The 13,668-nt window shown below is 53.9% G+C and carries 9 protein-coding genes; 2 read left to right on the forward strand and 7 right to left on the reverse strand.

What is annotated here, in order from left to right:
• Window positions 1-544 precede the first annotated feature (544 nt).
• Complete coding sequence (gene gltB, locus ACMWJS_RS17390; RefSeq protein WP_414747354.1) at window positions 545-5,005, forward strand: glutamate synthase large subunit; 4,461 nt, start codon at window positions 545-547, stop codon at window positions 5,003-5,005.
• Window positions 5,006-5,014: 9 nt separating this feature from the next.
• Window positions 5,015-6,433, forward strand: coding sequence for a glutamate synthase subunit GltD (gene gltD, locus ACMWJS_RS17395; protein WP_014833470.1), 1,419 nt, complete (start codon window positions 5,015-5,017; stop codon window positions 6,431-6,433).
• Window positions 6,434-6,498: 65 nt separating this feature from the next.
• On the opposite strand, the gene ACMWJS_RS17400 is transcribed toward gltD, so the two are convergent.
• The 7 genes from ACMWJS_RS17400 to sspA form a co-directional block, all read right to left on the reverse strand.
• Complete coding sequence (locus ACMWJS_RS17400) at window positions 6,499-7,173, reverse strand: DUF1120 domain-containing protein (protein ID WP_262809152.1); 675 nt, start codon at window positions 7,171-7,173, stop codon at window positions 6,499-6,501.
• A 185-nt stretch (window positions 7,174-7,358) separates the two neighbouring features.
• The gene (locus tag ACMWJS_RS17405) at window positions 7,359-7,919 is read right to left on the reverse strand and encodes a hypothetical protein (RefSeq protein ID WP_048028813.1); all 561 of its coding nucleotides are present in this window, start codon (window positions 7,917-7,919) and stop codon (window positions 7,359-7,361) included.
• Entirely contained in the window at window positions 7,916-10,330 is a 2,415-nt protein-coding gene (locus tag ACMWJS_RS17410; RefSeq protein WP_167213225.1) for a fimbrial biogenesis outer membrane usher protein, read from the reverse strand. Before ACMWJS_RS17410 ends, ACMWJS_RS17405 begins: the two co-directional genes overlap by 4 nt.
• Window positions 10,331-10,345: 15 nt before the next feature.
• Window positions 10,346-11,050, reverse strand: a complete 705-nt coding sequence (locus ACMWJS_RS17415; RefSeq protein ID WP_045910125.1) for a fimbria/pilus chaperone family protein — start codon at window positions 11,048-11,050, stop codon at window positions 10,346-10,348.
• Window positions 11,051-11,170: 120 nt separating this feature from the next.
• The gene (locus ACMWJS_RS17420) at window positions 11,171-11,848 is read right to left on the reverse strand and encodes a DUF1120 domain-containing protein (protein ID WP_262781341.1); all 678 of its coding nucleotides are present in this window, start codon (window positions 11,846-11,848) and stop codon (window positions 11,171-11,173) included.
• A gap of 447 nt (window positions 11,849-12,295) precedes the next feature.
• Window positions 12,296-12,793: a ClpXP protease specificity-enhancing factor gene (gene sspB / locus ACMWJS_RS17425; RefSeq protein ID WP_045355426.1), complete on the reverse strand. Its 498-nt coding sequence runs from the start codon at window positions 12,791-12,793 to the stop codon at window positions 12,296-12,298.
• Window positions 12,794-12,798: 5 nt separating this feature from the next.
• Window positions 12,799-13,437 carry a stringent starvation protein SspA gene (gene sspA, locus ACMWJS_RS17430; protein WP_025756674.1) on the reverse strand — a complete coding sequence of 213 codons (639 nt, stop codon included), beginning with the start codon at window positions 13,435-13,437 and terminating at the stop codon, window positions 12,799-12,801.
• Window positions 13,438-13,668 lie beyond the last annotated feature (231 nt).

Below are 13,668 nucleotides of genomic sequence, written 5' to 3' on the forward strand. Positions count from 1 at the left end.
TGATTACTTTTCCTTATGTTCTGATTGTTTTTTTCATTTATAGCGCCAGCACTGAAAAACAGTGTGTTTATGCGGGTTTGGAGACAATGCCAGATTTTTGTTCTGCTATAAAACCGCTATTCAGCACGCTACATTGATAATACCGCTTTCATATAGTGAGTCAGATCACACTCCGCTGCGCTCTTTCAGGGCATTCAATCAATGTAAAATTAGTTAAATAACCTTTAAATACAAACAGATAATCTCTCTTTAGCACATTTTTGTATAAATAAGATTGCCATTTGACCTGTGTACCAATTCCCGATAAGTTGGAAATCCGCTGGAAGCTTTCTGGATGAGCGGCCTGCTCATCATATTTATGCAGTAATTGAGATTCCCTCTGAAGCAAGTCCTCAAACTTGTTTACCTGCGCGAAAGGATGAAAAAGAGGGCGAATGCGAGGTCCGCGTATGAAACGCAAACCCCGTCGCCATGCTCTTTCTGTGCCTGTGCGCCACGGTAAAGTTCAGTGGGAAGCCCGACGAGCCTGGGGAGGTTCACTGATATGTTGTACGATAAATCCCTTGAGAAGGATAACTGTGGTTTCGGCCTGATCGCCCACATAGAAGGCGAACCTAGCCACAAGGTAGTGCGTACTGCTATTCACGCACTGGCCCGTATGCAGCACCGTGGCGCCATCCTTGCCGATGGTAAAACCGGCGACGGTTGCGGCCTGCTGCTGCAAAAACCGGATCGTTTCTTCCGCATCGTGGCGGAAGAGCGCGGCTGGCGTTTAGCCAAAAACTACGCTGTCGGCATGCTGTTCCTGAATCAGGATCCTGAAAAGGCTGCCGCCTCACGCCGCATCGTCGAAGAAGAACTTCAGCGTGAAACCCTGTCGATTGTCGGCTGGCGCGATGTGCCAACCAACGAAGGGGTGCTCGGTGAAATCGCCCTCTCCTCGCTGCCTCGTATTGAACAGATTTTCGTCAACGCGCCTGCGGGCTGGCGTCCGCGTGATATGGAACGCCGTCTGTTTATTGCCCGTCGCCGCATTGAAAAACGTCTTCAGGACGATAAAGAGTTCTACGTCTGTAGCCTCTCTAACCTGGTGAACATCTATAAAGGTCTGTGTATGCCGGCTGACCTGCCGCGCTTCTACCTGGACCTGGCGGACCTGCGTCTGGAATCGGCCATTTGCCTGTTCCACCAGCGCTTCTCCACCAACACCGTACCACGCTGGCCGCTGGCTCAGCCGTTCCGCTACCTGGCGCACAACGGCGAGATCAACACCATCACTGGTAACCGCCAGTGGGCCCGCGCCCGTACCTATAAATTCCAGACGCCGCTGATCCCCGATCTGCACGATGCCGCGCCGTTCGTGAACGAAACCGGCTCGGACTCCAGCTCGATGGATAACATGCTGGAACTGCTGCTGGCAGGCGGGATGGATATCGTGCGTGCTATGCGTCTGCTCGTGCCGCCGGCCTGGCAGAACAACCCGGATATGGATCCTGAGCTGCGCGCGTTCTTCGACTTTAACTCCATGCACATGGAGCCGTGGGATGGTCCCGCGGGCATCGTCATGTCCGACGGTCGTTTTGCCGCCTGTAACCTGGACCGTAACGGTCTGCGTCCGGCGCGCTACGTCATCACCAAAGACAAGCTCATCACCTGTGCCTCTGAAGTCGGCATCTGGGATTACCAGCCAGACGAAGTGGTTGAGAAAGGCCGCGTCGGTCCGGGCGAGCTGATGGTGATCGACACCCGCGGTGGGCGCATCCTGCACTCTGCCGAAACCGACAACGATCTGAAGAGCCGCCACCCGTACAAAGAGTGGATGGAGAAAAACGTGCGTCGTCTGGTGCCGTTTGAAGATCTGTCGGACGAAGAAGTGGGCAGCCGCGAGCTGGACGATGACACCCTCGCCAGCTACCAGAAGCAATTTAACTACAGCGCGGAAGAGCTGGACTCCGTCATCCGCGTGCTCGGTGAAAACGGCCAGGAAGCGGTCGGCTCGATGGGTGACGATACCCCGTTTGCCGTGCTCTCCAGCCAGCCGCGCATCATCTATGACTACTTCCGTCAGCAGTTCGCGCAGGTGACTAACCCGCCAATCGATCCGCTGCGTGAAGCACATGTGATGTCGCTGGCCACCAGCATCGGTCGCGAGATGAACGTCTTCTGCGAGGCCGAAGGCCAGGCGCACCGTCTGACCTTTAAATCGCCGATCCTGCTGTACTCCGATTTCAAACAGCTCACCACCATGAAAGAGGAGCACTACCGCGCCGACACGCTCGACATTACCTTCGACGTGAACGAGGCGAGCCTCGAAGAGACGGTGAATGCGCTGTGTGACAAAGCCGAACAGATGGTGCGTAACGGTACCGTGCTGCTGGTATTGTCCGACCGCAACATCGCGAAAAACCGTCTGCCGGTACCGGCCCCGATGGCGGTAGGCGCTATCCAGACGCGTCTGGTCGATAAAAGCCTGCGCTGCGACGCCAACATTATTGTTGAAACCGCCAGCGCGCGCGATCCGCACCACTTTGCCGTGCTGCTGGGCTTTGGCGCGACGGCGATCTATCCGTATCTGGCCTACGAAACGCTGGCCCGTCTGGTGGATACCCGCGCGATCGACAAAGATTATCGCGCGGTGATGCTGAACTACCGTAACGGTATCAACAAAGGTCTGTACAAGATCATGTCCAAAATGGGCATCTCGACCATTGCCTCCTACCGCTGCTCGAAGCTGTTTGAAGCGGTCGGCCTGCATGACGAGGTCGCCAACCTCTGCTTCCAGGGCGTGGTCAGCCGCATCGGCGGCGCCGGTTTTGCTGACTTCCAGCAGGATCTGGTGAACCTGTCCAAACGCGCCTGGCTGGCACGTAAGCCGCTGGATCAGGGCGGTCTGCTGAAATACGTTCACGGCGGCGAATACCACGCCTACAACCCGGACGTGGTGCGCACGCTGCAGCAGGCGGTTCAGAGCGGCGAATACCGTGATTATCAGCAGTACGCTGAGCTGGTGAACAACCGTCCGGCGGCAACGCTGCGCGATCTCATTGCCCTGAATCCGGGTGATGAAGCGGTCAGCATTGACGACGTTGAGCCGGCATCCGAACTGTTTAAACGCTTCGATACCGCGGCGATGTCCATCGGCGCCCTGAGCCCGGAAGCCCACGAAGCGCTGGCGGAAGCCATGAACAGCATCGGCGGCAACTCTAACTCCGGCGAAGGCGGTGAAGATCCGGCCCGTTACGGCACCAACAAGGTGTCCCGTATCAAGCAGGTGGCATCCGGCCGCTTTGGCGTGACGCCAGCGTACCTGGTCAACGCCGACGTGATTCAGATTAAGGTCGCTCAGGGTGCGAAACCGGGCGAAGGCGGTCAGTTACCGGGTGATAAAGTCACGCCGTACATCGCCAAACTGCGCTACTCGGTACCGGGCGTGACGCTGATCTCCCCGCCACCGCACCACGATATCTACTCTATCGAGGATCTGGCGCAGCTGATTTTCGACCTGAAGCAGGTCAACCCGAAGGCGATGATCTCCGTGAAGCTGGTTTCCGAACCGGGCGTCGGCACTATCGCGACCGGCGTGGCGAAGGCCTATGCGGACCTTATCACCATCGCCGGTTATGACGGTGGTACCGGTGCAAGCCCGCTCTCCTCCGTGAAATATGCAGGCTGTCCGTGGGAGCTTGGCCTGGTGGAAACCCAGCAGGCGCTGGTGGCTAACGGTCTGCGTCATAAGATCCGCCTGCAGGTGGATGGCGGTCTGAAAACTGGCCTCGACATCATCAAGGCGGCGATCCTCGGTGCGGAAAGCTTCGGTTTCGGTACCGGTCCAATGGTCGCGCTGGGCTGTAAATACCTGCGTATTTGCCACCTGAACAACTGCGCAACCGGCGTTGCAACCCAGGACGAGAAGCTGCGTAAGAACCACTATCACGGCCTGCCGTTCAAAGTGACCAACTACTTTGAGTTCATCGCCCGCGAAACCCGCGAGCTGATGGCGCAGCTGGGCGTGAAGCGTCTGGTGGACCTGATTGGCCGTACCGACCTGCTGAAAGAGCTGGAAGGCTTCACCGCCAAGCAGCAGAAGCTGGAGTTGAGCAAGCTGCTGGAAACCTCGCAGCCGCATCCTGGCAAAGCGGTCTACTGCACCGAGAACAACCCGCCGTTCGATAACGGCGTGCTGAACGCGCAGCTGTTGCAGCAGGCGAAGCCGTATGTGGACGACAAGCAGAGCAAAACGTTCTGGTTTGATATCCGCAACACCGACCGTTCCGTGGGTGCCTCCCTCTCCGGTTACATCGCGCAGACGCACGGTGACCAGGGGCTGGCGGCCGATCCTATTACCGCGCACTTCAGCGGTACCGCGGGTCAGAGCTTCGGCGTGTGGAACGCAGGCGGCGTTGAGCTGTATCTGACCGGCGATGCCAACGACTACGTCGGCAAAGGCATGGCGGGTGGTCTGCTGGCGGTGCGTCCTCCGGTCGGCTCAGCCTTCCGCAGCCATGAAGCCAGCATTATCGGTAACACCTGCCTGTACGGCGCGACCGGCGGTCGTCTGTTCGCAGCAGGTCGTGCGGGCGAGCGTTTTGCGGTGCGTAACTCCGGTGCCATCACCGTGGTGGAAGGCATTGGCGATAACGGTTGTGAATACATGACGGGCGGGATTGTTTGCGTTCTGGGTAAAACCGGCGTGAACTTCGGCGCAGGCATGACGGGTGGTTTTGCCTACGTCCTGGATGAAGACGGTGAGTTCCGCAAACGCGTGAACCCGGAGCTGGTGGAAGTGCTGGACGTTGACACGCTGGCTATCCACGAAGAACACCTGCGCGGTTTGATTACCGAACACGTGCAGCATACCGGTTCTTCGCGCGGCGAAGAGATCCTGGCGAACTGGCCAGCGTTCTCTGCGAAATTCGCGCTGGTTAAGCCGAAGTCCAGCGATGTTAAAGCACTGTTGGGTCACCGTAGTCGTAGCGCAGCAGAGCTGCGCGTGCAGGCGCAGTAAGGAATTCAGATGAGCCAGAACGTATACCAGTTTATCGACCTGCAGCGTGTTGATCCGCCAAAGAAACCGCTGAAGATCCGTAAAATTGAATTTGTTGAAATCTACGAGCCGTTTTCAGAAGGCCAGGCCAAAGCACAGGCAGACCGCTGCCTGTCCTGCGGTAACCCTTACTGCGAATGGAAATGTCCGGTACACAACTACATCCCGAACTGGCTGAAGCTGGCCAACGAGGGACGTATTTTTGAAGCCGCCGAGCTCTCTCACCAGACCAACACCCTGCCGGAAGTGTGCGGCCGCGTGTGTCCTCAGGACCGTCTGTGCGAAGGTTCCTGTACGCTGAATGACGAGTTCGGCGCGGTGACCATCGGCAACATCGAGCGCTACATCAACGATAAAGCGTTTGAGATGGGCTGGCGTCCGGACATGACCGGCGTGAAGCAAACCGACAAGCGCGTGGCGATCATCGGCGCGGGTCCGGCGGGCCTGGCCTGTGCGGACGTGCTGACCCGCAACGGCGTGAAGGCGGTGGTCTTTGACCGTCATCCGGAGATCGGCGGCCTGCTCACCTTCGGTATCCCGGCATTCAAGCTGGAAAAAGAGGTCATGACCCGTCGCCGCGAAATCTTCACCGGCATGGGCATTGAGTTCAAACTGAACGTGGAAGTGGGCCGCGACGTGCAGCTCGACGACCTGCTGAAGGATTACGACGCCGTGTTCCTGGGCGTGGGCACCTATCAGTCCATGCGCGGCGGTCTGGAGAACGAAGACGCGCCGGGCGTGTACGACGCGCTGCCGTTCCTGATTGCCAACACCAAGCAGATCATGGGCTACGGCGAAACCGCCGATGAGCCTTTCGTCAGCATGGAAGGCAAACGCGTGGTGGTGCTGGGCGGCGGTGATACCGCGATGGACTGCGTGCGTACCTCCATTCGTCAGAATGCGGCACACGTAATCTGCGCCTACCGTCGTGACGAAGAGAACATGCCGGGCTCCAAGCGCGAAGTGAAAAACGCGCGTGAAGAGGGCGTGGAGTTCCAGTTCAACATCCAGCCTCTGGGTATTGAAGTGAATGCCAACGGCAAAGTGAGCGGCGTGAAGATGGCGCGTACCGAGATGGGCGCACCGGATGCGAAAGGCCGTCGTCGCGCCGAGATCGTGGCCGGTTCTGAACATGTCATTCCGGCCGACGCCGTGGTGATGGCGTTCGGTTTCCGTCCTCACAGCATGGAATGGCTGGCGAAGCACAGCGTTGAGCTGGATTCACAGGGTCGTATTATTGCGCCAGAAGGTAGCGATAACGCGTTCCAGACCAGCAACCCGAAAATCTTCGCCGGTGGCGATATCGTTCGCGGTTCCGACCTGGTGGTGACGGCGATTGCCGAAGGCCGCAAGGCGGCTGACGGGATACTGAATTACCTGGAAGTGTAAGAAAAAAAGGGAATAAACCTTCCGGTTTATTCCCTTTGCTAAATAAAGCGTAATTAAAAAATAAATTACAGATATTTCAGCGTGAAAGTTGCCTGCCCATCAATGCTGGTATCATCAGTAATTGCCAACGTCGTGGTGTCCTGAATCGCAAGTGAAATAGCCATTGGCACAACGGCCTGAGTAAAGGCCAGTGGCGCAGTTTCTCCGGTGGTTGCGACAGTCACAATTTCACTGGCGTTGTTCTGCATCAGCGAACCTACGTTAGACCAGGACGACCCATTATCAGAGCTGTAGGTCGCCCCTACTGCTTTACCATCTGCCGTTACGCTGTCGGTTTTAACAAACATACTGTAGTTGCCAATCTTCACATTGCCTGCCGTGGTATTCACGCCAAACAGGTTTACTGGCTGGAGGACGTCAACACCGGCTACGGTACCGTTTTTAACGACCACATTCGCCGCCGTGCCGCTACGGTCATCATTCACGCTAAAGCCCACTTTGATAGGCGCCTGGCAGGTAATCGTCAGGGAGAAATCTTTTTGTCCCAGTTGGTTAACTGCGGTGGCGCTCAGCGAGCCCAGATTGACGGTGCCGTAGTCAATGGTGCCGCCGCCGCTCAGCGTTGGGGTACAGGACGCATTAGTTAACGTACCTTTTAACTTCAAAACGGCGCTCGGGTCAGCTGCAAATGCAGAAGAGACACAAAGAGACAGAACAGTTGCAAGCCATACTTTTTTCATTCGTTAATCCTTAACGTTTAATCTATTTATAACAAACCAATTACGGCATTCATGCCGTTAAATGAATATATATCTTTCCTCCCAACGCATTCACTTATCAGAAAGGATAAAAATATTCATTTCATCGACGATAAAAATAATGAAGCTTATTTTCTCTTCATGATTTTTATTTATTGCCCGAACCGCTACTTCGTCAGCAGGGTCCAGGTTAAATCACTTTCCAGTGCGGTTTGATCGGTGATGCGGCTAAACGCATTGTCATCCAGCACGGGTGATAGCGTCACCCGGAAATTCATCTGCTGACCTGAAGGCACCTGATTATTATCAACCGCAATAACCGCTTCATTATTACGCACATAAAACGGCGAAGGCGTGCCGCTTTGCGGAGTAAAATTGAGCTGGTCGACCGTTTTACCGACGGTATAATTTTTACCGTCGACGGTCATCTCATCGATTTTCACCGCCATTCCGCCAGACTGGCCGAATGTGAAGCGCCCTTTATCGCCTGCCGTCCCCTGCAGCAACACCGCCATTTGCTGCGGCTGCGGACAGTAAACGTTAACGTTGAGGGTCCGGTCCGCCATTTTGTGCCAGTTCTGCTGGGTTTTATCGATATTATCTCGACGCATTTCGTGGTAATCCACCACCGGCTGCGAGAGCGTTATTTGGCAATCTTCCGCATGTGCAGTCGCCGCGAAGAAAAGTATCCCCAGCGCGGTTAATCCAACTGTTTGTTGATAATTCATCGGCATACTCCGTTTACTTCTTCATAGAAGGCATCTTCATCGCGTTTCTCTGGAAGAGCGAAATCGAGTTTGCACAGACGATTGTTGTTGGCATCCATGGCGTAGAGCGCCGATAGCTGATCCGCATCGTTGATAAAGACATGACCATCATCAACGACCGTAACAATGTAGTTGCCCTTCTCATCCACGACCGTCAGCCCTTTTTTCAGCGGCTGACCATCGGCTTGCTTCATACGCAGCATCACACGACGGCTGTTTAGCACCCTGAAGTCAAGCTCGCTGACTGAAGCGTGACCTGCGGCGATATATCGGGTGCCGTTTGCCAGCGTCATATTCTGCGGCAGCTTGTTGGCATCCACTTCAATACGCGAATTGCGCCACTCGTTAAGCGAAGGTACGACCGCCTGCCCCCAGGCATCGGTCCAGACCGTACCCTGTGGCGTGGCGATTTCTACCCCGCTTTTCTTCTCGCTCAGTCTGGCAATGGCAAAGGTATCGCGAATCGCATACGGCGAGAACGTCACGCCATTTTTGTGCATAGCGATGCCGCCCGCCAGGGTGGCGTTATAGTTACGCTGATTATCACCGCTGGTGCCGCCACCCACGCTCAGCTGGGTATAGTGTAGGTTGGTGTTAATGTTACCGTTGAAGCTATTATCACTGGAGGACTGGTCACGATCGGCGGCGATGTAGTAGTGCGTGTTGTCGCCCAGCGAGCCGCTGTTGGCGACACCGTAAGTGGTATTGTCGCCCTGCTTGCGCATGTAGGTGCTCACAGATTGCCCTGGACTCAACGGAATGCTGACGTTGATGTACAGCATTTCATCGTCCTGATCGTCATCGACGTTGCCCACAGCGCTTTGCCAGTTGGCAGTCACGCTGGCATATTTGAACGTCTTACCCCACGACAGCAGCAGATAGCGGGAATCCTCATAGTCCCCGCTGCTCTGGTTGTAGTTGAAGCCTGCTGAGAAAACGCCTGCCAGATCGGATGAAAAATGTACGCTGCCGGAATAGGCGTTATCGTATCCCTGGTAATCGTCGTCCATTGCTTCTGCCATCTCACGATAGCCGCCGCTGTAGTGCGTCGCGCTGGTGGAAAGCGAGACATGGGAGGAAAGCGTAAGGTCGCTTCCCAGCTCGGTTTTAAGGCCACTGTTGCTGTCACCAAACGATTCCTGACTTGCCGCAACCGTCGTGGAAACAGACCAGAGGTCGTTGATCAGAAAATCGGTGCGACCGCCAGCCGCCTGGTAATCCTGAGCCGCAGTACCGGAGGCCAGAAGGTTCATCCACGGGAAAATGCGCCAGCCGTCGGACACGTTCATCACCAGCGGATCGCTGTAGTCGCTGTCGATGCTGCGCACCTGACCCGCTGACACGGTAAGCCCCTGCGGGCGTGAAAGGTTGCGCTGCTTCACGGCGGCTGCAGGAACAATAAAGTGATTCGTTGAGCCGTCAGACTCCACGACGGAAACGTCCAAATCGACGTTGTTACGCGCAATCGGGACGTCATCCAGCGTAAATGGCCCCGCGGGCACGAGCGTACTGAAAATCAGCTGATTATTCTGGCGAATCTCCACGCGAGCCTGGGAAGAACGGGCAATGCCGGACACGCTGACGCCGCTACCGTCTCTTGTCAGCCCGTTGGTCGGCATAAGCTGGATGCCGGTAATGGGTATGCCGCTCAGCACATTAGACATGGCGTTAATTTCACCGACCTGCATGGTTAACTTCTGCGGGACAAAAACATGCTCCGCATAGGTGTAAATGCTGTCGGCATTTTTCTTGCCATTGTCATCCGTCAGGATGTAATTACTGCGAAGCGACCAGTCAAAAGCGTTGAAACCCGCTTCCAGATTAGCCTGCGAGTAGCGGGAATTGTCGCTACCGCCATATTCGTTACGAGTGCTGAACAGCGAATAGTTGAGCATCCCGGCGGCACCGCCGTGCTGGAAGTTTCGGATATCCGACGACAGGCTGTTTACCGCTTCAGGCGGCAGGTATAACTCAACGGCTTCCTGGTTTGGCAACGCGTTGATTAGCGCTTTCGGGTAATCGTCACGGATGTCATGGCACGCCTCGCCTGCCTTCAGCGGAACCGGCATAAGACCGGCGAAATCAAGCAGATCGTTATCAAAACACAGCACGCCGTCCTTATCGAAACGGACGGCGGCCATGCCGCGATCTTCACCATTCACTTTGACGTTCACGGAATGGGTTCCGGGCAGAAAACGCGGTGCTTCAGCGAAGTAATGGTTCAAATCGCTCGTTAACCCCAGCGTTTTCATGACTCCCGTATCAAACGTCACTTCCCTTGCGAGTACGGAAGCGGAGTCAAACATCATCAGAGGCAAGGTGCCGCAGAGAACTGCGCGGACACAAAGTGCAATACGGCTTTTTTTATTCACCGTTTTATCCCTATTTTATTTATTTAATTCAGAGGTAAAGCTCGGCACTTCAACGCCATAGCGGCTGGCCGGGAAAAATTTAACGTGGCTGTCACCACTGGTTGTTTTATTCAACGCAGCCGTCATCGTCTCACCTGGCAGAAGGTAAGTTTTGGAAAGCGTGGCGTTTGCGCCTGAAGGCTGTAATACGACTTTTTGTGCCAGACGGACAACGTACTTACTTGGGTTGGTGACTTTTACAGACGACCCGACGGTTGACCATTTGAGGTATTTCCATGCGTCCGTCACCACCCCCAGCGTAGCCGGGCGTATTAGCACTGGAATATCCTGGCGGATGTTAATACCAATTTTAATTTTTTTATCGTCATTTTTTGGCGGAATGCCGTCAAACGTTACGCGTTTGAAATGCTCAACGTCCAGCGGTTGCTTGCTTTGCAAAATAAAACGAAGCTGCTGCGTTTGACCGGGTTCAAGGCGAACTACAGGCTGCGTGACGATCAGCTTAAGCCCCTGATCATCCGGCAGGTCAACCACGTTCGTATATAAAAGGGATGGGTGTGAATCCGTATTTTTTACGTTGATGGTACCGCTGTGCGTGGCTTCATCAATAATCAGCAGGCTGGTTTCCGGCACCATACCTTCTGCATGAACCGCAAAATGGGTAGAAAATAAAGCGAGGGTGAAAAGTGTTTTAAATATATTCGATTTTACGCATTGCATAATATTATCTCCTTGATAGCCCAACAGAACATTCCATGTTTATCGCGCTGTTAAAAAGAGAGTAAATGCAGAACATTCACTCTCTGGATTATTTTAAAATTACTTTTACTCAATAAAGTCTTACAGATAACGCAGGCTGATGGTCAACTGACCGTCAAGCTGAGTATCGTCGGTAATCGCCAGAGTTGCGGTGTTCTGAACAGCCAGTGAGGTTGCCAGCGGGAAGGTCGCGGTCTGGAAAGCCAGCGGGTCCAGAGTGCCCGTAGACGCGACGGTGAAATCACGAATATGGCTGCCCTGACTAGAACCGTTGGTAGACTTGGTCCAGTTGCCCGTTGCGTTCTGCTGATAGATTGGATCTACCGCAGCACCATCAGCCGTTACGCTGTCAACTTTAACCATCAGAGCGTAAGTACCGATGTTAACGCCACCCGCAGTTTTGCCCACACCGTAAGTTTGACCAGCGCCGCTAAGAGATCCGCCACCAACCAGCGCGTTTGCAACGGTCAGGTTCGCATTAGAATCAGAGCGGTCATCAACCATATTCCAGGACACTTTTGTTGCCGCGGTGCAATTAATGGTCAGGTCGATATTTTTCTGGCCCAACTGGTTGGTAGCAGTCGCACTCAGATCGCCCAGGTTAATTGTACCGTAGTCAACAGTACCGCCGTTGCTCAGAACGGGTGTACATGCTGCATTGGTCAGCGTACCTTTAACCTTCAGTACCGCTGAAGGGTCTGCAGCAAATGCTGATGTCACACACAGAGAAAGCGCAGTTGCGAGTAAAACTTTTTTCACTTGTTAATCCTTAACATATGAGTAATTGCAATATTTAATCCAGTAATGATAAATACCTTTACCAGTTACTGATTGTCGTCATGCTTGTCAGCATGTGCACATAGTATTGTTTTTATAAATACATGCAATTTAGCAAAATTAACGATTCGATTAAGGATAACCACAAAATGATCTTTTCCTTAATTTATTAAGGAATTACCCATTCAAAAAAGAGATTACCATCAAAAAAAGAATATTACTCAAAATTAACCTTTACTTTTCTCATCATATTAATATCACTTTAAACCCCATTAATTCACGGCATTTATAAATCCAGCCAATTATTAACCAGACAATAAAGAAATAAGAGATATAAACAATGCTTATTTAAAAATGTTGCAGCTGTTGATGGATATAAAGAAAAAAGCCAGTGAATCACTGGCTTTTATAAACGGACGACAAAGGGATTTATTTGACGACGCGCAGCGCCGGGCGGCCACCGCGCGGAGGCGGATCGTCATCAGGGTCATTGTCGTCGTGATGATCGGGTTTGTCGCCATCGATAAGTGACATCACCGTGTCGCTTTCGCGCTCATCAGATGCATTGTCATCATTCAGGCTGGCAACCTCTTCATCATACGCCGCTTCCGGCTCGAACATGGTACCCGCCCCGTTTTCGCGGGCGTAGATAGCCAGCACAGCGGCCAGCGGCACGGAAACCTGACGCGGTACACCGCCGAAACGCGCGTTGAAGCGCACTTCATCGTTCGCCAGTTCCAGGTTACCCACCGCGCGCGGGGCGATGTTCAGTACGATCTGTCCGTCACGTGCATATTCCATTGGAACCAGCACGCCCGGCAACGTCACATCCACAACCAGGTGCGGCGTGAGCTGGTTATCCAGCAGCCATTCATAGAAGGCGCGCAGCAGATACGGACGGCGTGGGGTAAGTTGTGACATTTCCACAGTCATTAGCCTCGGCCGAGACGCATTTCACGTTCCGGTTCAGTTAAAGATGCCAGGAAAGAGTCGCGTTCGAATACGCGAGTCATGTAGCCTTTCAGCTCTTTCGCGCCAGGACCGCTGAATTCTACGCCCAGGGTTGGCAGACGCCACAGCAGCGGTGCCAGGTAGCAGTCTACCAGGCTGAACTCATCGCTCAGGAAGAACGGCTTCTGACCAAACACCGGGGCGATTGCCAGCAGCTCTTCACGCAGTTGCTTACGCGCAGCGTCGGCTTCGGCAGCAGATCCGCTGGTAATCACGTTCATCAGCGAATACCAGTCTTTCTCGATACGCTGCATGTACAGGCGGCTTTCACCACGCGCAACAGGGTAAACAGGCATCAGCGGCGGATGTGGGAAACGCTCATCCAGATATTCCATAATGATACGGGATTCCCACAGGGTCAGCTCGCGATCCACCAGCGTCGGCACGCTTTGGCTCGGGTTGAGATCGATCAGATCCTGAGGCGGGTTATCCTTTTCCACATGCTCGATCTCAAAACTGACACCCTTCTCGGCCAGCACGATACGAACCTGATGGCTATAAATGTCAGTAGGACCAGAAAACAGCGTCATTACCGAACGTTTGTTGGCAGCGACAGCCATGAAAACCTCCAGGTATATTCAGAATTTTTACTGCTACCAGCCCAACAGGGGCCAGCCAGATGTTGTATCGCCCATCCCAGAGAAGACACATTGTTCAAGAATCGAACAAAAATCGAGTATTCACCGATATTTGGGCAGAAAATTGGATGATAGTTTACCAGATTTTGATGGCTTTGTGGTGAGGGGATTCTGGAAATGTGGAAAAAGAGAAGATATATGCATGGATATTGT

The organism is Enterobacter sp. HK-058-C-ECC (assembly GCF_047531125.1).
In the GTDB taxonomy this organism is placed as follows: Bacteria; Pseudomonadota; Gammaproteobacteria; order Enterobacterales; family Enterobacteriaceae; genus Enterobacter; species Enterobacter quasiroggenkampii.